Origin of the sequence: Limnobacter humi (assembly GCF_024518835.1) — a bacterium.
Classification (GTDB): Bacteria; Pseudomonadota; Gammaproteobacteria; order Burkholderiales; family Burkholderiaceae_B; genus Limnobacter; species Limnobacter humi.
The window spans coordinates 208,767-227,947 of the sequence record NZ_JANIGO010000004.1; the positions used below are offsets into that span (position 1 = coordinate 208,767).

Annotated in this window: 15 protein-coding genes; 8 read left to right on the top strand and 7 right to left on the bottom strand. The window is 57.8% G+C overall.

Going from position 1 to position 19,181, the window contains the following annotated elements; all coding sequences use genetic code 11:
* Nucleotides 1–71: 71 nt before the first annotated feature.
* A complete protein-coding gene (locus NQT62_RS12685) occupies nt 72–350 on the top strand; it encodes a hypothetical protein (protein WP_256765089.1) in 279 nt (92 codons plus the stop codon).
* An 18-nt stretch (nt 351–368) separates the two neighbouring features.
* On the opposite strand, the gene NQT62_RS12690 is transcribed toward NQT62_RS12685, so the two are convergent.
* Together NQT62_RS12690 and NQT62_RS12695 are read right to left on the bottom strand one after the other, a co-directional pair.
* Complete coding sequence (locus NQT62_RS12690) at nt 369–1,331, bottom strand: CE1 family esterase (RefSeq protein WP_256765090.1); 963 nt, start codon at nt 1,329–1,331, stop codon at nt 369–371.
* Between the two features lie 11 nt (nt 1,332–1,342).
* On the bottom strand, nt 1,343–1,891 hold the full coding sequence (locus NQT62_RS12695; protein ID WP_256765091.1) for a pyridoxamine 5'-phosphate oxidase family protein: 549 nt from the start codon (nt 1,889–1,891) through the stop codon (nt 1,343–1,345).
* 63 nt (nt 1,892–1,954) lie between these two features.
* On the opposite strand from NQT62_RS12695, the gene NQT62_RS12700 reads away from it, so the two are divergent.
* From NQT62_RS12700 to NQT62_RS12710, 3 genes are read left to right on the top strand one after another with little or no spacing between them, the layout of a single operon-like run.
* Nucleotides 1,955–5,248 carry a transglutaminase family protein gene (locus NQT62_RS12700; RefSeq protein WP_256765092.1) on the top strand — a complete coding sequence of 1,098 codons (3,294 nt, stop codon included), beginning with the start codon at nt 1,955–1,957 and terminating at the stop codon, nt 5,246–5,248.
* 41 nt (nt 5,249–5,289) lie between these two features.
* Nucleotides 5,290–7,857 (top strand): circularly permuted type 2 ATP-grasp protein, encoded by a 2,568-nt coding sequence (locus tag NQT62_RS12705; protein WP_256765093.1) that lies wholly within the window; start codon nt 5,290–5,292, stop codon nt 7,855–7,857.
* 2 nt (nt 7,858–7,859) lie between these two features.
* Nucleotides 7,860–8,771 carry a transglutaminase family protein gene (locus tag NQT62_RS12710; protein ID WP_256765095.1) on the top strand — a complete coding sequence of 304 codons (912 nt, stop codon included), beginning with the start codon at nt 7,860–7,862 and terminating at the stop codon, nt 8,769–8,771.
* A gap of 267 nt (nt 8,772–9,038) precedes the next feature.
* Here NQT62_RS12710 and lysS read toward each other — a convergent pair whose 3' ends face one another.
* The 4 genes from lysS to NQT62_RS12730 all read right to left on the bottom strand — a co-directional run bounded on the left by lysS (nt 9,039) and on the right by NQT62_RS12730 (nt 14,756).
* Nucleotides 9,039–10,574: a lysine--tRNA ligase gene (lysS, locus tag NQT62_RS12715; RefSeq protein ID WP_256765096.1), complete on the bottom strand. Its 1,536-nt coding sequence runs from the start codon at nt 10,572–10,574 to the stop codon at nt 9,039–9,041.
* 2 nt (nt 10,575–10,576) lie between these two features.
* A protein-coding gene (gene prfB / locus NQT62_RS12720) for a peptide chain release factor 2 (RefSeq protein WP_256765097.1) occupies nt 10,577–11,681 on the bottom strand; the annotation gives its coding sequence in 2 pieces (ribosomal slippage) (nt 10,577–11,599 and nt 11,601–11,681; 1,104 coding nt in all).
* A gap of 67 nt (nt 11,682–11,748) precedes the next feature.
* On the bottom strand, nt 11,749–13,497 hold the full coding sequence (gene recJ, locus NQT62_RS12725) for a single-stranded-DNA-specific exonuclease RecJ (RefSeq protein WP_256765098.1): 1,749 nt from the start codon (nt 13,495–13,497) through the stop codon (nt 11,749–11,751).
* On the bottom strand, nt 13,494–14,756 hold the full coding sequence (locus tag NQT62_RS12730) for a hypothetical protein (protein WP_256765099.1): 1,263 nt from the start codon (nt 14,754–14,756) through the stop codon (nt 13,494–13,496). The genes recJ and NQT62_RS12730 overlap by 4 nt, the downstream gene beginning before the upstream one ends.
* Before the next feature lie 27 nt (nt 14,757–14,783).
* Here NQT62_RS12730 and NQT62_RS12735 point away from each other — a divergent pair, with 27 nt between their 5' ends.
* From NQT62_RS12735 to NQT62_RS12745, 3 genes are all read left to right on the top strand, one after another.
* Nucleotides 14,784–16,037 (top strand): lipoprotein-releasing ABC transporter permease subunit, encoded by a 1,254-nt coding sequence (locus NQT62_RS12735; RefSeq protein WP_256765192.1) that lies wholly within the window; start codon nt 14,784–14,786, stop codon nt 16,035–16,037.
* Nucleotides 16,030–16,746: an ABC transporter ATP-binding protein gene (locus tag NQT62_RS12740; RefSeq protein WP_256765100.1), complete on the top strand. Its 717-nt coding sequence runs from the start codon at nt 16,030–16,032 to the stop codon at nt 16,744–16,746. Before NQT62_RS12735 ends, NQT62_RS12740 begins: the two co-directional genes overlap by 8 nt.
* Nucleotides 16,747–16,837: 91 nt before the next feature.
* Nucleotides 16,838–17,764, top strand: a complete 927-nt coding sequence (locus NQT62_RS12745) for a recombination-associated protein RdgC (protein ID WP_256765102.1) — start codon at nt 16,838–16,840, stop codon at nt 17,762–17,764.
* Nucleotides 17,765–17,776: 12 nt separating this feature from the next.
* On the opposite strand, the gene NQT62_RS12750 is transcribed toward NQT62_RS12745, so the two are convergent.
* Complete coding sequence (locus NQT62_RS12750; RefSeq protein WP_256765103.1) at nt 17,777–18,334, bottom strand: DUF2062 domain-containing protein; 558 nt, start codon at nt 18,332–18,334, stop codon at nt 17,777–17,779.
* A 15-nt stretch (nt 18,335–18,349) separates the two neighbouring features.
* Between NQT62_RS12750 and NQT62_RS12755 the strand changes: the two genes are divergently transcribed.
* Nucleotides 18,350–19,141: a TatD family hydrolase gene (locus tag NQT62_RS12755; RefSeq protein ID WP_306173675.1), complete on the top strand. Its 792-nt coding sequence runs from the start codon at nt 18,350–18,352 to the stop codon at nt 19,139–19,141.
* Nucleotides 19,142–19,181: the final 40 nt, after the last annotated feature.

Here is a 19,181-nt window from a genome sequence, read left to right on the forward strand (position 1 = left end):
AAAAGACCAACCGTTGTCAGACTGAAACCAGTACACCTTGTCGTCTGAACTATTGGCTGTCCGCAGCTACCATGGATGAACAACCCGCAGTCGCCTTGCAACCCCTCGGTGCCTTGGGTGAGGTGATTGATGTTGAATGGCTTCCAGTCAAGTCAGCGCGCTGCGTCGATTGGGCACGGCTGGAATTAACAGTCAGTCCATTGACAAAAGCTGCCATGCAAGCAAACACCGCCCTTCAGAAGGACAGCACCAAGCTCTATGTGGAAATTTTCACATCGAATCAGCACCTCCGAATCGCATCAAGCCGACAAGCATTCAGCTCAGACCAGCCGCCTCGTCAATGTCGGTAATGCTGCCAAAAAAGTGACTTATCGCACCAAACTGAACCGCTGAAAAAAGGCCCAGATTTCCTCGGGTCCGTCGATGTCATGGTTCTGTGGACCCAGCACCTTGTCCACCAGCTTCGGAAAACGCGCATCCGGGCTTCGGCCCGGCGTGCGGTGCCCGCCACCGTTCACCCGGTAAGCCAGCACATCAGTTCCGTTGGGGCAATTTGATTCAACACGGGTGACCGTGCTGGCATCCCGAGTGTCCTTGTTGGGCAATTGCACCACCCGAGCATCACCGTCCTGGCAGCCATTGAAACTGCGCCAAAAACCCAGTGTTTCTTCAAAAGACCACGCTCCGCGAACCGCACGGCCCGCGCGGCCTTGTCCCCCGGTGAATGACACCAAGGGATCTTCAGTGCCGTTCATGAACAACATCGGCAAGGGTGGATTGGGTTGCAAATCGGTGCAAGTGTCCAACAAGCCTTGCGTCATCAACATGATGACACTGGCCACGGCGGTGAAGCGTTGCGGATCGCTGCAGGCCAGTGTTAGCGCCATGGCCCCGCCATTGGATACTCCGGCCAAATACACCCGGCGGGGGTCTGCGATGCCCCGCAGCATCAAATGATCGGTCAGGGCCAGCAAAAACGCACGGTCGTCTGTGCCTGTTGGTGGCACAGTGCCTGCGCGCTCGGCCGGATACCGGCCATCGGCCCAACTGCCGTTCAGCCCATCGGGGAACACCACGGCGAAGCCCTCTCGGCGTGCCAATTCAGGCCAACTGCTGCGCTCCATCAAGTCTGCGCCTTGCTGCGTATTGCCATGTAGCACCATCACCAAAGGGGCGGGCTTGTTGGCATTTGGCTTCACCAAGGTGAAGGTGCGCTTCTGTCCGTTTACCTCCAGCACATCCGCATGAACAGATTGCAATGGCCACAAAAAGAGCCAACAAGCACAGGCTGCCAGGCGTACCAAACGATCAGCAATTGGTTGAAACTGCATACCCATGTCCTTTAAGGCACCAAATCCTGCAGCATCCATTCACCCTGCGAATTGCGCTGAGCACCCCAGCGCAAATGCCCCAGTCGACTCAATTGCAAACAGTCCAATCGATCAACTTGCACCAACAACACCGTAAAACACTGGCGAGCCAGGCTCATGTCATGCGCCTGTTCGTCACTGGCATTCAACGCGGAGCCCGGTGCTGACAGTGTGGCGTAGTCGCGCCGGGCGTGGTCGGGCACACGGGCCCAGTATTGCTCAGTTTGAACATCATCGTTTTCAATACGGGCAGTGCCCCACACCCGTAACTGGGTGTTGCTTTTGGGGTTCCAAAACACCAGGCTCACTGTGTTGCAGTGTTCAAGATCACGCATTTTTTGGCTTCGGCGATCCGTGTAAAACACCAGGGTCGCCGCGTCTGGCATTGCCTTGCGCAGTACCACATGGCGTGCATTGGGGCCTTCCAAACCCTGCGTGCACAAGGCGGGTGTGCGCCAAGGGTGTTTGTTGTCCACGCTGGCCCGAACCAGCGTGGCCCATGTTTCAGCGGCATGATTCATGCTTTGTCACATCACAAGAGGATTATTTGCTGACATTGATGCCCTGTTTTTGGGAATTGAACCGTGTCCATTCACATTGCCCTGCGCCATATTACACGTTACCGGTATGACCGGCCCATACACCTTGGCCCCCAAGTGGTGCGCCTGCGGCCTGCGCCCCATGCACGCACACGGATATTGAGCTATAGCTTGAAGGTACTGCCAGCCCAGCATTTCATCAACTGGCAGCAAGATCCACAAAGCAACCACTTGGCACGTTTGGTCTTCCCGGACAAAACCACCGAATTCGAGGTGGCTGTTGACTTAGTGGCCGAGATGGCGGTCTACAACCCTTTCGATTTCTTTTTGGAAAAAGAGGCCGAGTACTTTCCGTTCAAGTACGACCCCACCTTGGACCATGAGCTGGCGCCCTACTTAAAGCCCTGCCCGCTGGGCCCTGTGTTTGAACAATTCATGAACACCCTGGTGCGTGACCGTTGCCGCACCGTGGATTACCTGGTGTACTTGAACCAACTGTTGTTTCAGAAAATTGGCTACCTGATACGCCTGGAGCCTGGCGTGCAAACACCGGACGAGACCCTGCACAAGCGAAGTGGTTCTTGCCGTGACTCGGCCTGGCTCATGGTGCAGGTGCTGCGACGGCTGGGCTTGGCAGCCCGATTTGCATCGGGCTATTTGATTCAACTCAAAAGCGATGTTAAAGCCATTGACGGACCAGACGGCCCCGACGCCGACTTCACTGACCTGCACGCCTGGTGCGAGGTCTACTTGCCCGGTGCCGGGTGGATTGGTCTGGACCCCACATCGGGCCTGTTGGCGGGCGAAGGCCACATACCATTGGCTTGTTCCCCCGACCCGGGCAGTGCAGCCCCCATCACCGGTGCGCTGGATGAATGCGAGGTGGTGTTTGAACACGACATGCAGATTCAACGCATTCACGAAGCCCCCAGGACCAGCAAACCCTACACGGAAGAAACATGGGCAGACATTCAAGCCATGGGCCACACCGTGGACAAAGTGCTGGATGCACTGGACGTGCGCTTGACCATGGGTGGTGAGCCCACCTTCGTGTCCAATACCGACCGCGGGGGTGCTGAGTGGAACACAGACGCGCTGGGACCGACCAAACGCACTTACGGGTCTGAGCTCTTGAAGCGGATGGCCCAGCATTACGGCCCGGGTGGCTTTTTTCATGTTGGCCAAGGCAAGTGGTACCCCGGCGAACAATTGCCCCGCTGGGCGCTCAGCCTGTACTGGATGAAAGACGGCACGGTGTTGTGGCACAACCGGGGCTTGCTGGATGATGAGCAAAGCCCAGGCAAGGCGACCACAGCCGACGGCAAGACATTCCTGAAACGCCTGTGCCACAACCTGTTTGTGAGCGATACCCACCTACTGGCTGGCCATGAAGACGCGTGGTACCACCTGTGGCGCGAACGCCGTTTACCGGTGAATGTGGACCCGTTTGATTCGCGCCTTGACGACCCGTTGGAACGCAAGCGGCTGCGTGCCGTGTTTGCACAAGGCCTGGGCAGCGTAACCGGCTATTGCCTGCCACTGGCCAAAAGCGACGCGGGCTGGAAGACAGGCCCTTGGTTTTTGCGGGATGAGCGGCTGTACTTGCTACCGGGCGACTCGCCCATGGGCTACCGCTTGCCGCTGGACTCATTGCCCTGGGCCAGCAAGGCCGACCTGCCGGTGCTGATCGAGCGAGATCCATTCGACACAGCACCGCCACCGTTGATTCCAAAAACCCAATTTCAATCGCACACTGCAGCGCAAGCCAACTTGCAGTCAAGCGCATCGACTGAGCCTGCGCTGTTTGAAAGCGCCAGTGGGATCGTTCGCACAGCACTGTGCGCTCAGGTACGACAAGGGCACCTGTATATTTTCATGCCACCACTGGCCAGCCTGGAAGACTATGCGGAGCTGCTGTCGGCCATTGAGAAAACAGCAGCCGACCTGACATGCCCGGTGGTGCTGGAGGGCTACCCTCCACCGCGCGACCCGCGCCTCACCGTGCTTCAGATGACCCCCGACCCCGGTGTGCTGGAGGTGAATGTGCAACCCAGCCAGCATTGGGGAGAATTGCTGAGGCTCACCAGCACCTTGTATGAAGAGGCCCGGCAGTGCGGCTTATCCACCGAGAAATTCATGCTGGATGGCCGACACACGGGCACCGGGGGCGGCAACCACATCGTGATGGGTGGGCAAACCCCGGCAGACAGCCCATTTTTGCGTCGACCCGACTTGCTGGCCAGCCTGCTGCGTTACTGGCACAACCACCCGGGTTTGAGTTATTTGTTCTCAGGCCTGTTTATTGGTCCCACCAGCCAGGCCCCCCGCGTGGATGAGGCCCGCACCGACCAAACCCACGAGCTTGAACTGGCGCTCACCGAGCTGGATCGGCAAACCCAGCGGCACAACGGCGAACCCCCGCCTTGGCTGGTGGATCGGCTGTTGCGCAACCTGCTGGTGGACGGCACAGGCAACACACACCGCAGTGAGTTCTGCATCGACAAACTGTACAGCCCCGACTCCACCACAGGCCGCCTGGGCTTGCTGGAATTGCGCGCCTTTGAGATGCCACCGAATGCGCGGATGAGCCTTGCTCAGCAATTGCTGCTGCGCAGCCTGATTGCCCATTTCTGGCAGCGCCCCTACAAAGCCCGGCTGGTGAATTGGGGTAACCGCCTGCATGACCAGTTCATGCTGCCCACCTTTGTTCGGCAGGATTTGGAGGATGTGCTGAATGATTTGAACGAGGGTGGTTTTGATTTGAAGATGGCCTGGTTTGAACCGCATGTCGCATTCAGATTCCCGAAGATCGGCGATTTGCAGGTGCGCGACCTTCGATTGGATATTCATGCAGCGCTGGAACCATGGCACGTGTTGGGCGAGGAAGGCAGCGCCGGTGGTACAGTCCGTTACGTCGACTCCTCGCTTGAACGGCTGGAAGTGCGGCTTCGCAATTGGGTGGATGAGCGATACCTGCTCAACTGCAACGGGCACCCGGTGCCTTTGCACCCAACGGGGCGAGCCGGTGAATATGTGGCGGGTGTGCGCTACCGCGCCTGGCAGCCACCCAATGCGCTCCACCCCACCATCGGTGTGCATGCCCCTTTGGTGTTTGATGTGGTCGACACCTGGAATGGCCGCAGTCTGGGGGGGTGCCAAGTTCATGTGGCCCACCCAGGCGGCCGGAATTATGAGGTATTCCCGGTGAATGCCTTTGAAGCGGAAAGCCGACGCCTGGCCCGCTTTTTCCGGATGGGCCACAGCCAGGGCCCGTGGACAGCCAGCGATTGCAAGCCCCGGGGCGAGTTCCCGCTTACACTGGATTTGCGATGGTCTTAAACCAGTAAAATGAATGCTTCATCGCTGAACTGTGGCCTGCCGTGAGCGCCAACCCCAACCTGCCGAACATTGCAGATGCCGACATTGCCTGGCAACAGGCCATTCTGGATGGCACCAGCGCGTACTACAGTGAACTGGCTGGGGAAGGTCGCCTTCGACCGGTGTGGTCCACATTTTTGTCGCACCTGCCGCGACAACACGTCGCCGACCACCTGAATGCCAAGCAACAGGCGTTGGCGCGGCAAATTCGAGACAATGGCATCACCTACAACGTATACGCCGACGAGCACCAGGGCGCTGCGCGACCATGGTCACTCGACCTGCTACCGTTTATTTTGGACGGTAACGATTGGGCACTGTTGGAGCAGGCCATTGTTCAACGCGCCCGGCTGCTGAATGCGCTGATGGTGGATGCCTATGGCACACAGGAATTTCTACGGCGTGGACTGATGCCAGCAGACCTGGTGTATGGACACGCAGGTTATTTGCCGCAAATGCAAGGCGTGAAACCTGCTGGCGATGTGTGGCTGCACCTGGTGGCCTTCGACCTGGGCCGGGGTCCCGATGGGCAATGGTGGATCATCAACCACCGCATGATGGCACCCTCTGGCCTGGGCTATGCACTGGAAAATCGTCTCAGCATTTCGCGCAGTTTCAGTCGCCCTTTCCGTGACATGCAAGTGCAACACTTGGCTGGCTTTTATCGCGACACCATCGACGCCATCCGACGGTTGTCGCCCAAAGGTGAACAGGCCCGCATTGCGTTGATGACCCCGGGCCCCTACAACGAAACCTATTTTGAACACACCTACCTGGCCCGCTACCTCGGTATCACGCTGGTGGAAGGCAGTGACCTGGTGGTGAGGGGCAACACGGTTTACTTGAAAACCGTGCATGGTCTGGAGCAAATCGACGGCCTGATGCGCCGTACAGACGACCAATGGTTGGACCCACTGGAACTTCGCGAAGATTCCCAACTGGGCGTACCCGGCCTGTTACAGGCAGCCCGCACCGGTGGGGTAGTGCTGGCGAACATGCCCGGTGCGGGCTGGCTGGAAAGCCCCGCCATGCACGGCTTTATGCCGGGTTTGGCCGAGCACATGCTCAACGAAGAATTGGTGCTGCCCAGTGTACCCAGTTGGTGGTGCGGCGAGTCACCAGCCTGGGCACAGGCCAGCGAGCGCTTGGACAATCTGGTGATCAAATCCACCGGGCCCAACCGCAAAGGCCGGGTTATGGAATCTGTGATGGGCTCATCGCTGGACGACATCGCCAAACGCAATTGGTTGTCACGCATCAGCCAGCATCCATCGGAATATACCCTGCAGGAATTAATCCCGTTGTCACGCGTGCCCATCTGGACTGCGCAAGGCCATGTGGAAGAACGCGCCATGATGCTTCGGCTGTTTGCCGTCACCGATGGGCAATGCAGTTACAAGGTGATGCCAGGCGGGCTGACCCGCATTGCGGGCGACCAACATGGGATTGTGTCCATGCAAAAAGGTGGCAGCAGCCTGGACACCTGGGTGTGTACCGGGCAAGCGGTTGACCGCAGTAGCAATTTGAAAGAGCGCCTTCAGGCCAAAGACCTGAAGGAACTGCGCAGGCCTGTGTCCAGCCGTGCTGCCGAACACCTGTTTTGGCTCGGACGTTACACCGAGCGGGCCAGTTTTTCGCTTCGCCTGCTGATGCACGCGCAAACTTTGCTGGAAGAGGAAGAGGTACTGGACACCACCACGCTGGGCTTTCTGCACGAGTTGTGCGGTAAACAGGGCCTGAGTAGCGAGTTTGATGCAGCAGCCCCACTGAGCCAAAACGATTTTGAAGACGATGTTCTGAACCGCATTTGGTACAAACCTGGCTTGGGTGGCAAACCCGCCATGGGCCTGGCTGCCCAACTGAATGGACTTGCCGTGGTGGCTGGTCAACTGCGCGACCGCCTGAGCAGCCACCATTGGCGACTGCTCAATGATTGCTCCAAAGTACTGCATGAACCCCAAGGTACCCAAGCCCTGCGAACCATTCCCACGCCCGCACTGGAACGCATACAGCTTTACCTCATGGCCATGCATGGCGAACAAAGTGACCACATGACCCGGGACTACGGCTGGCGATTTCTTCAACTGGGCCGTCAACTGGAGCGCCTGTGCAGTGCCTGCGACTGTTTGCTGTCCATGACCAGCATGCCGGGGCGTGCAGGCGAACATGGCTTGGCACTGGCTGTGGCCATGGCGGACAGCACGATTACTTACCGCAGCCGATACCAACACCGTTTTGAATGGCTGCCTGCACTGGACCTGTTGCTGTTTGACAAAGACTCCCCCTACGCCGTGCAGCGCATTTTGTACAAACTGAATATTGTGCTGAACCAGCTGCCGGGCGACGTGCAACCCCTGCGCATGTTGTTTGAAAGTGTGTACCGCAACAACCGGCTACCCGAGGGCTTGTCACTGGAAAGCCTGCAACCCCCCTTCCCTGCGGAAACCGGGCGTAAGCTGCGAGCATGGCTCGCCGACTTGCTCGACACCGCCTACAAATTGTCAGACCTAGTAGGTGCCCAGTATTTCAGGCTGGCCGATCAACCGGACCAAGTGATCCAGGGGCGGTGAACATGGCAGAACAACGCAAGGTGATACATGTCACCGAATACGATTACCAAAGCCCAGCAGAGTGCTCGCAACAGATTTGTATCCTCCAGCCGCAAGAAAGTAACCAGATGACGGTGGGCCTCTTGCGCAAGGGTCAAAAACTGCTGCGACATGCCCTGAAAATTCGGCCCAATCCGTCCACTGTGCAAACCAGCCAGGACGCTTTTGGTAACGTGGTTCATCACTTTGAAATGAACTACCCACATGACCACCTGGAAGTGGTGAGCGAGTTGGAAGTAGAGGTGATCCCGATGTTGCACACAGGCTCACTGGATGAGCTTGAATCACCCGTTTGGCACGGTATTGTTGATGCGCTGCGCTACAAGGCAGGGCAAGAAGTGAGCACCGACTTTCAATTTCGATTCGAAAGCAAGCATGTGCCGATCTTGGACAGCCTGCGCGATTACGGACGGCTGGACTTTTGGCCAAATCGTGCGGTGGTACCAGCCGCTTACGCCTTGATGCAGCGGATCTTCAAGGAATTCACCTACAAAAGCGGCTCAACCACCATTCAGACCACAGTCGAAGAAGTGATGCAGAAACGCCAAGGCGTGTGCCAGGACTTTGCCCATGTCATGCTGGGCGTACTGCGCTCCTTGGGATTGTCGGCTCGCTATGTGAGCGGCTACATGCTGACAGAGCCACCACCCGGGCAGCCCAAGTTGCTGGGGGCCGATGCCAGCCACGCTTGGGTGTCGCTGTGGTGTGGTCCGGAGCTGGGTTGGGTTGATTTCGACCCCACCAACAACCAGTTGCCCGACAGCCGGTATGTGACGGTGGCCTTGGGGCGTGATTATGCGGATGTACCCCCGATTCGGGGCGTGGTGCATGGGGGTGGGCAGCACAGTTTGAAGGTGGGTGTTACGGTGTTTTGACGGGCATCGCGATTCGCTTATTCGTGGCGCTACGCTTTACCGCGCAGGCCGCCATACGACTCGGTGCCATGCCCCCTAGCAATGCCGGTATGCCCGGCGCCGAACAGTCAGCCCCCCGATCGGTTTGACCCGCACAGCATTCGAACACACGGACCGAGATGTCTGAGCCACGCAGTGGCGAGTTCTCGGGACGGTTCGACATGCGCGGGGAAACCTTTCCCTTTGGGGGGCGTTCGGACCTGGCTGCCGGTTTTGCTTAAGCAGCGTTCAATCCTCGCGCCGCAAGTGCGGAAACAAAATGACATCGCGAATATTGGGGCTGTCGGTGATGAGCATCATCAACCGGTCAATCCCAATGCCGCAACCACCGGTGGGGGGCATGCCGTACTCCAGCGCGCGAATGTAATCCGCGTCAAAGAACATGGCCTCGTCATCGCCTGCTTCTTTGGCTTCCACCTGCTTGCGGAAGCGGTCAGCCTGGTCTTCGGGGTCGTTCAACTCGGAAAAGCCATTGGCAATTTCACGACCGGTGATGAACAATTCAAATCGCTCGGTGATCTGCGAATTGTTGTCCGACGCGCGGGCCAAGGGTGATACTTCCACCGGGTAGTCCACAATGAAGGTGGGCTCCCACAGTAGGCTTTCCGACGTTTCTTCAAACAGGGCCAACTGCAAAGCGCCCACACCCGCATTCTTCAGCGCAGGTTCTTTCTCGGTATTCACACCTTTCTTCAACAGCGCAGCTTTCAATGCAGCCACATCGTTCAGTTGTTCAGTGGTGTATTCCGGGAAATACTTCTGAATGGCTTCCACAATGGTGAGGCGCGCAAAGGGCTTGGCCAGGTCCAGTTCACGGCCCTGATACGTCAGTGTGGCGGTGCCGCGTGACTGAATGGCGGCGTTCTGGATCACCTTCTCGGTGAAGTCCATCAGGTCGCGGTAATCCCAATACGCCGCGTAAAACTCCATCATGGTGAATTCGGGATTGTGGCGCGGGCTCACCCCTTCATTGCGGAAGTTGCGGTTGATCTCGAACACCCGTTCAAACCCACCCACAATCAAGCGCTTCAAATACAGTTCAGGCGCAATGCGCAGGAACATTTCCATGTCCAGCGCATTGTGGTGGGTAATGAATGGCTTGGCCGATGCACCACCGGGAATGGGGTGCAGCATGGGTGTTTCCACTTCCAGAAAACCATGGCTGGCCATAAAACTGCGAATGGACGACATCGCCTTGGAGCGGGCCACAAAGGTGCTGCGGGTTTCTTCGGTCACAATCAGGTCGACATACCGCTGGCGGTATTTCATTTCCTGGTCGGCCAGGCCGTGGAACTTGTCGGGCAAAGGGCGCAGGCTCTTCGCCAGCAGGTGGATTTCGGTGCAGTGCACACTCAACTCACCCTTCATCGTCTTAAACAACTTGCCCTTGGCGGCGATGATGTCGCCCAAGTCCCAATGCTTGAATTCGCCATGAGCCGCTTCGCCCACACCATCGTTGTTGATGTAAAACTGAATGCGCCCAGTGCCATCCTGCACGGTGGCAAAACTGGCCTTGCCCATCACGCGCTTGAGCATCATGCGGCCCGACACACTGACCTCAATGCCTTGTGGGTCCAGTTCCTCCTTGCTGATATCGCCATATTGGGCATGCAAGTCGGCCGCTTTGTGGGTGGGCTTGAAGCCGTTTGGAAACGCTTGCCCCTTTTCACGCAGCTTGCTCAGCTTGCCACGGCGCTCGGCGATGATCTGGTTTTCATCCAACGGCTGCTCGTCGGCACCCGTGTTCTGTGTTTTGTCATTCATGGTCAGATGCCTTGTTTCAAGCTGGCTTCAATGAAGGGGTCGAGGTCGCCATCCAGCACGCGCTGGGTGTTGGAAATTTCAACGCCGGTGCGCAAGTCTTTGATGCGGCTGTTGTCCAGCACATAACTGCGAATTTGATGGCCCCAACCCACATCGGTCTTGGTGTCTTCCAGGGCTTGTTGCTCGGCCATGCGCTTGCGCATTTCAAATTCATACAGCTTGGCCTTCAGCATGCTCCAGGCTTCGTCGCGGTTGCGGTGCTGCGAGCGGTCATTCTGACACTGCACCACAATCCCGGTGGGAATGTGGGTTAAACGAACGGCAGAATCGGTCTTGTTGATGTGCTGACCACCCGCACCACTGGCGCGGTAGGTGTCAGTGCGAACATCGGCGGGGTTGATTTCAATTTCAAATGAATCGTCCACCTCGGGATACACGAACAGCGAGGCAAACGAGGTGTGGCGACCACCCGACGAATCGAATGGAGACTTGCGAACCAGGCGGTGCACGCCGGTTTCAGTGCGCAGGTAGCCAAAGGCGTAGTCGCCTTCCACTTTCAGGGTAGCGGATTTGATACCGGCCACATCACCATCGGACTGCTCCATGATTTCAACCTTGAAACCCTTGCGCTCACAGTATTTGATGTATTGACGTAGCAGGATGGACGCCCAATCTTGCGCTTCTGTACCACCAGCACCGGCGGTGATGTCGATAAAGCAATTGGCGGGGTCGGCCGGGTTGCTGAACATGCGGCGGAACTCGAGGTCTTCAATGACCTTTTTGTACGATTCCACGTCAGCTTCAATGGCTTCCAGGGTGTCGAAATCGCCTTCACCTTTGGCCATGTCGGCCAGTTCAGAGGCATCGGCAAGATTGCTTTGCACCGTGTTCATGGTCACCACCACGCCATCGAGGAGCTTCTTTTCCTTGCCCAGCTCTTGCGCATGTTTGGGGTCGTTCCAGACGTCGGGGGCTTCCAGCTCGGCATCAACGACGGTCAGTCGTTCCGCTTTGCGATCGACGTCAAAGATACCTCCGCAACTGGCCTGCACGGTCGGCTAGGTCAGTCAGGGTGTTGATCAGGGCGTTTAAGCGTTCGGCTTCCATGGTTTTCAGCGTGTGTTTGCGTAACCCTCTATTGTAACGCAGGAAGCCGCCGCCGGTTTCATGGCCCCTACAGCACATGCTCCACAATCAGTTGCACCGCCTCACCCCCCTGGAATGTATCGCGTTCAAAGCGGTACGCAATGCGAACTTTGTGCGGAAGGGGCTCTACGCTGCGCCAGCGCAAGGCCGTAAAGGTTTTGCCATCCCGGCGCAGCGTGAATTTGCTGTGGGCGTTTTTCAGCAAACGGTGTTCCAGCACCTCGAATTCGTCGTGAAACAACGGGGGTGGAAATCCCTGTCCCCACACCTGCGTTTCCAGCAGGTCAGCGGCCTGGCCCACGATGTAATCCGCAGGAATAGACCCGTCGGTTTCCACCGTTTGCGTGAGCGCAGACGGATCGCTCAGGTCAAGCACGGCTTGGGCAAAGGCTAACTTGAATTGCTCCAGGTATTGGCCATCCAGCGTTAAGCCCGCTGCCATGGCATGTCCGCCGAACTTGGGCATGGCGCCTTCGGGCAGGCGTTTGCTCACCAAATCGAGCACGTCGCGCAAGTGCACACCGGGTACGGATCGCCCGCTGCCCTTCCACTGCCCAGCATCACCCGGCGCCAGCGCAATGGTGGGGCGGTAGAGTTTTTCCTTGATGCGGGAGGCCAAAATGCCGATCACACCCTGGTGCCAACTGTCGTGGGCCACCACCACGCCTGCGGCAGGGTTGTCGCTGCTGACAAAGGCTTCAATATCGGCCAAGGCATCTCGCTTCATGGACTCTTCAATCCGCTTGCGCTCCTCGTTCATTTGACCCAACTGGGCCGCGAGTTGACTGGCTTCGGCCGCATCGTCCGTGATGAGGGTTCGAATACCGATGGTCATGTCAGACAATCGCCCTGCTGCATTCAAGCGTGGGCCAATCGAAAAGCCCAGGTCGGTGGCCACTGCCTTGCGGTGGTCACGACCAGCCTCGTTGAACAAAGCCAGCAAACCCGGCTGGGCCTGCGCCTGACGAATGCGTTTCAGCCCGTGGGCCACCAAACGGCGGTTATTGGCATCCAGCTTGACCACATCGGCCACGGTGCCCAAGGCCACCAGGTCGAGCAGTTGGTCTATTTTGGGTTGACTTTGGGCGTCAAATGCCCCCCGGTCGCGCAGCACGGCGCGGGTGGCCAGCAAGGTGTAAAACATCACGCCCACACCGGCAATCGACTTACTCTCGAACCCGCAACCCGGCTGGTTGGGGTTCACAATCGCCAGGGCTTCCGGCAAGGTGTCGCCCGGCAGGTGGTGGTCGGTCACCAGCACACCAATTCCAAGGTCGTTGGCTTCACGAACCCCGTCCACGCTGGCAATGCCGTTGTCCACCGTCACCAGCAAATCGGGTTCAAATTGCTCGGCAGCCAGGCGCACGATTTGCGGGCTCAGGCCATAGCCATAGTCAAAGCGGTTGGGCACCAAAAAATCAATGTGATAACGGCAGGCTGCTTCATCGGCCCCCAATGCAGCCAACAGCATGCGCAGCCCGCGCACCGCCACAGCCGTGGCAGTGGCCCCATCGCAATCATAATCACCGATGACCACAATGCGAGCCCCTGCCTCCAGTGCGTCCGCCAATATCTCAGCGGCCTCGGCCATGCCCTTCATGTCCAGTGGGTTGAGCAAATCCTGCAACCGGGTTTGAACCTCCTCAGGCTTGACTGCACCGCGTGCAGCCATCAAACGGGCCAACAAAGGGTGCAGTCCTTGCTGTTGCAACCGGGCCTCCAAGTGGGGCTGTGCCGTGCGTACCTTCAGTTGGGGTGTGTTGGTGTGTTGTGTCATGGTCGAGCCTTTCGGGCGTCAGCTTGGGGTTCAAACTCGCCCAGCAGCATGGCATTGAGTTGATCCTGCTCCTGCTGGCCGCGCTGGTAGGCCGCTTGCAGGTCGTCTTCCGTCGGCAAGCCATCGGGTTCCGGTTCGGCCAGGTGGAGCCAATTGGGTTGCCGTTGCCAAAATTTCAAACGCTGCGTCCAACCGCTGCGGGCGGTTCGCCACCCGTGTTGACCCATCAGGGTCCAATCAAACGCCAAACCGGCCAGGCGCATGGGTTCAAGCACTTCAGCTTCCAATATGTTGAAAGCCGCCGTGGAGCCCCCCCAACCGTCGAAGTCCACCACGTAGACGGTCGATGGCTGGGCGTCCGGTGTACGGGTGCCCTTCAACAATTGGGTCCAAAACACGATGCGATTCAACGCTTCACCGCCGGCATCGGTGATTTTGACAGCATCAAACACGCCGTCCAACCCCACGGATTTCACTGTGGGCAGCGCCTCGGCGGCCTGCCAACTGCGGCCACCGCCCCAAAACCACAAGGCGTTCAACGGCTTTAAGCCCCGTTGCTCACGGACTTGATTGAAGGGTGCATTGTGCAATTCCACCTGAAGGTTCAGCCACATGCGGCGCCAGGCAGCGCAATCATCATCCATGGGCAAATAGTCGGTGAGCCGAATGCCTTGCACCGACCAAGGCGAGGCCTGTTCCATGGGCAGCGGGGTGTTGTTACTCAACGCCGTGTGAAATCCCGGTGGCCCGTCCAAGCGCCAGCCCTGTGCTTCCAGTTCACCTTGCACCACAGACCAAAACGCAGCCAGGTCGGCTTGGCTGATTTGAAGCACCTCAGGCGGCGTGAATTGCACACCGTCCCGGTTCAGTTCGAGGTTGCCCACACTGGCAAAAAATCGTGTGAAATCGGGTGCCTGCGCATTGAACATCGCCCAGGCTGGATACTGGTCGAACTTTGCAAGCCCATTGGGATCCAAGCTGTTCAATAACCAGGCCTCAACCCGGTCAAGCTGCCCGCTGGGCTGGTGCACATCGGGCTGACTGCGGGCCATGACCTGAAGCAAGCCGGTTGGCAAACCCTGGAAAATCTGACTGGGCGACTGGCTTTGGCCCCTCGCACCTTGGGATCGCTGGAGGCGGGCCAGTGCAGCCTCGGGAACGAGAATGTTGGGGACGAGAACCCGCAAAGGCGCATGGTGGGTGTTGGACACGGTTTTATTCACACTACAATGGGTGCGCGCTGCACGGGGTGCAGGCACACAAACAATCAATCGGACACAGCTGTGATTAGTTTACCCTTTGACGTCGAGATTGCCTTGCGCTACGTGCGCGGTGGTGGCCACCGCAGTCGCGATCGATTCATTTCGTTCATCTCGGGCTTGTCCATGGCCGGTATTGGCCTCGGCGTTGCGGCGCTCATCGTGGTGCTGTCCGTCATGAACGGCTTCCAGAAAGAAGTTCGAGACCGCATGCTGTCGGTCATTGCCCACATCGAAATTCTGGCGCCGCAGGATGGTTTTATCGACCCCGATGACTTGCGCAAGCAGATCAAGGCTTTCGACCCCGACATTGTAGGCGTGGCGCCCTATGTGGCGGGTGAAAGCATGTTGGCCTATGGCGACTTGCTAAGGCCAGCCATTGTGCGCGGTATCGACCCCGCCCTGGAAACCCAGGTGTCCACCTTCCAGCAAGTGGTGGGCGGCACGCTGGCTGACTTGATACCTGGCGAATTCAAAGTGGTGATTGGTCTGGACCTGGCCCGTCAAATCGGTGTGCAGGTGGGCGACAAAATCACATTAATTGCGCCATCGGGCCAAATGACTCCGGCGGGCATGATTCCCCGTCTGCGGGCATTTCAAATCGCCGCCCTGGTGAGCACGGGCCACTATGAATACGACAGTGGCCTGGTGCTGATGAACATCGACGACGCAGCCCGCTTTTACCGCAGCAATGGGCCCACCGGCTTGCGCGTCAAACTGAAAGACATGAACAGTGCGCCCTTCATGGCCCGCAAACTGGAAAGCAACCTGCCGCCCACCGTGTGGGTCCGGGATTGGTCGGTGCAAAACCGCACCTGGTTTGCTGCCGTTCAAACCGAGAAACGGATGATGTTCATTATTCTGACGCTGATTATTGCCGTGGCCGCTTTCAACCTGGTCTCGATGTTGGTGATGACCGTGAAGGACAAGCGCGGTGAAATTGCCATTTTGCGTACGCTGGGGGCCAGCCCGTTTTCCATTCAACGCATTTTCATGTTGCAGGGCGCCTTGGTGGGCTGGATTGGTACATTCCTCGGCGTCACAGCAGGTTGGCTGATGGCCATCAACCTGGGGACTATCGTGCCTTTTATTGAACGCACCCTGGGTGTGGAGTTTTTGCCCAAGTCCATTTACTTCATCAGTGAGCTACCCTCAGATCCACGCTTGGGCGATGTCATCACCATCGTTTCCGTGGCCTTGGTATTGAGTGTACTGTCCACCATTTACCCCAGCTGGCGAGCATCACGCGCCGAACCCGCCGAGGCACTGCGGTATGAATAATCCCCATCAACAAGCCCCCGTGGTGTTGGAAACCCGCAGCCTGTCCAAAGCTTTTCAAGGCATTGGTGCGGCCGACCAAGCCACCCAAGTGATCAAGCACCTTGATCTGCAGATTACGGCGGGCGAAACCGTCGCGATTGTGGGTGCATCGGGCGCCGGCAAAAGCACCTTGCTGCATGTGTTGGGCGGCCTTGAAAAGGCCGACAGTGGCTCGGTGTTGTGGAGTGGTGAAGCGATTGAGCCTTGGTCGGTCAAGCAGTTGGGCCTGAAGCGCAACCGCCACTTGGGGTTTATTTACCAATTTCACCACTTGCTGCCCGAATTTTCCGCGCTGGACAATGTGGCCATGGCGCTGCGCATTGGTGGCCTGAATAAGCGGGATGCACAGGCCCGCAGCCGAACATTGCTGGAAAAAGTGGGTCTGGCGCATCGTCTGAGCCATCGCCCAGCAGAATTGTCGGGCGGGGAACGCCAGCGTGTGGCCATTGCCCGCGCCATGGTGACCCAACCCAAGGCCATTCTGGCCGATGAGCCCACTGGCAACCTGGACCAGGAAACGGCCGATGCCGTGTTCGACCTATTGCTGAATGCCACCCAGGAACTGGGTACTGCGCTGGTGATTGTGACCCACTCACTGGAACTGGCTTGCCGCTGCAAACGGGTGTTGCGCCTGGAAAAAGGCGAACTGAAACGAGCGAACGAAGATTGAAGTCATTGAGAGTCGAAGTGACCGCAAGAAGATCACGCGGCATTTGGTTTAGACTCTTCACCCCTCATCCTTTTTTTCGACGACACACCCTATGTGGTTTAAAAACCTGTTCATTTATCGCCTCCACAACTGGAACGAAACCGCCGACAGCCTGCATGACAAATTGGCTGAACACGGTTTGCCACCCTGCGGTGGTGGCGACTTGCAAACCCGCGGCTGGGTTGCCCCCAAAGCCGATGGCGAGCCCTTGGTGTTTGAACTGAACAAGCAGTTGCTGATCAGCTTGGGGGTCGAGAAAAAACTGCTGCCAACCAGTGTGGTGAAGCAATTCACCCAGGCCCGCGTGGCTGAGATTGAAGAACGCGAAGGTTACAAGCCCGGACGTAAGCAGGTCAAAGACATTAAAGAAGCGGTGGTGACCGAGTTGCTGCCGCGTGCATTCGTCATTCGCAGCCGGACCTACGCCTGGATCAACCCGGTAGACGAATTGTTGATCATTGATGCCGGCAGCCCAAGTAAGGCGGAAGATGTCATGAGCCTGCTCATGAAATCGGTACCGGGTCTGGCACTCACCCTGCTGAAAACCAAGGTGTCACCGGGCACGGCCATGACCCAATGGCTGACCGAGGAGGACAACCCACGCAACTTTACGGTGGACCAGGATTGCGAACTGCGCAGCCGTGGCGAGCAAGCCGCCACCATCCGCTATGTGAAGCACAGCCTGGACAGTGCGGAAGTGGCCCGACATATCCAAGGAGGAAAAACTGCGACACGCTTGGCACTCACCTGGGCGGACCGGGTGTCGTTTGTATTGCAGGAAAATTTGCAACTCAAGCGCCTTGCGCCGCTGGATGTACTCAAGGAAAGTGCTGAGCTGGACAAAGACAACGATGCATTCGACACCGACTTCGCACTCATGAGTGGTGAACTGCGCAAGCTGATTGCCGATGTGGTGAACCTGCTGGGTGGTGAACTGAAGGTGGGCGAAAGCGCCAATCAAGACCTGAAAGCGGCCTGACCTGAACTCTCATCAACCCTGTTCGCGGGCCCGGCGTGCTTTTCGACGGGCCCAACTGAAGCGCACACCAATATTCCAACCCACACGCACGGCAAAATACCCCAACACCGACAAGGTGACCATCAGGGCTGGCAAACCCACGGCCAGCGATGGCCCCAAACTCAACATCCAATCCAGAAGCGCATGCATTGAGCCTGAGAAATGGTGCCAGTCCCAATCAGGCACTGGGTGCATCACTGCGTTCGCACCCGAACCCAGTAACCAATCACCATAGGCCACCGCCACAATGTAGAGCGGCACAATGGTGATGGGGTTGGTGTACCAGGTGGTGGCAAATGCCACTGGCAAATTGACCTTGCACACCAATACCCAGACAAAAGCAGCCGCCACCTGAAATGGGCCTGGAATAAGTCCGCAAAACAAACCAGCGGCAACACCACCAGCGATGCTGCGGCGGTTCAAGGCCCACAAATTGGGGTGTGCCAGGTGCGACTTGAAATGCCGCAACAACGGTAGCCGCTCAAAGTGTTCGGCAGAGGGCAAATGATGACGAATCCAGCGGCGAATCATGGCAAACTCAACAACATGTGGACAGACACACACCTACATTTGGATGCACAGGAATATGACCACGACCGGATGGCTGTGGTTTCACGCGCGCTGAAAGAACATGTTAACCGGTTTGTGTTACCAGCCGTGCATGCGGACCATTTTAATGCTCTGATTGCACTTGCCCATCGCACACCCGGGGCAGTCTATTGCTTGGGCATTCACCCGCTTTTTGTGCACCAGTCCACGGACTACCATTTGGATACGCTTCGAGATGCACTTCAGCAGAACAGAGACGATCCCTTGCTGGCGGGCGTTGGGGAAATCGGTCTGGACGGTTTTGTACCCGGGTTGGACTGGAATCGGCAGGTGAAATTTTTTCACGCCCAATTGAAGATGGCTCGGGACTTTGATCTGCCGGTGGTGATGCACGTGCGCAAAGCGCAGGACCCGATCCTGAAAGGCCTGCGAATGTTCAAGCCCACCAGTGGCATTGCCCACGCATTCAACGGCAGCTTTCAGCAAGCTGACCATTTTTTGAATCTGCAGATGAAACTGGGCTTCGGCGGCGCTTGCACTTTTACACGGGCGCTGCAACTTCGGCGATTGGCTGCTGACTTACCCGCCGAGGCACTGGTGCTGGAAACCGACGGGCCTGACATTGCACCGGAATGGATCAACAGACAGCGCAATGAACCCGCCCACCTGCCCCGCATCGCGACCGTGATAGCGGCCCTGCGGGGCAAGGAACTGACCGAACTGGCCCGTATCGTGCACAACAATACAATCGACGCGTTGCCAGCGCTGGCACGGATCCCAATCGCCTGAACGTCATTTGGGCGGCACTGGGCGGGTCATCCATGTTCAC

Coding starts and splice junctions, on each gene's coding strand:
- NQT62_RS12685 (WP_256765089.1), top strand. CDS start 72: ATGGATGAACAACCCGCAGTCGCCTTGCAACCCCTCGGTGCCTTGGGT.
- NQT62_RS12690 (WP_256765090.1), bottom strand. CDS start 1,331: ATGCAGTTTCAACCAATTGCTGATCGTTTGGTACGCCTGGCAGCCTGT.
- NQT62_RS12695 (WP_256765091.1), bottom strand. CDS start 1,891: ATGAATCATGCCGCTGAAACATGGGCCACGCTGGTTCGGGCCAGCGTG.
- NQT62_RS12710 (WP_256765095.1), top strand. CDS start 7,860: ATGGCAGAACAACGCAAGGTGATACATGTCACCGAATACGATTACCAA.
- lysS (WP_256765096.1), bottom strand. CDS start 10,574: ATGAATGACAAAACACAGAACACGGGTGCCGACGAGCAGCCGTTGGAT.
- recJ (WP_256765098.1), bottom strand. CDS start 13,497: ATGACACAACACACCAACACACCCCAACTGAAGGTACGCACGGCACAG.
- NQT62_RS12740 (WP_256765100.1), top strand. CDS start 16,030: ATGAATAATCCCCATCAACAAGCCCCCGTGGTGTTGGAAACCCGCAGC.
- NQT62_RS12745 (WP_256765102.1), top strand. CDS start 16,838: ATGTGGTTTAAAAACCTGTTCATTTATCGCCTCCACAACTGGAACGAA.
- NQT62_RS12750 (WP_256765103.1), bottom strand. CDS start 18,334: ATGATTCGCCGCTGGATTCGTCATCATTTGCCCTCTGCCGAACACTTT.
- NQT62_RS12755 (WP_306173675.1), top strand. CDS start 18,350: ATGTGGACAGACACACACCTACATTTGGATGCACAGGAATATGACCAC.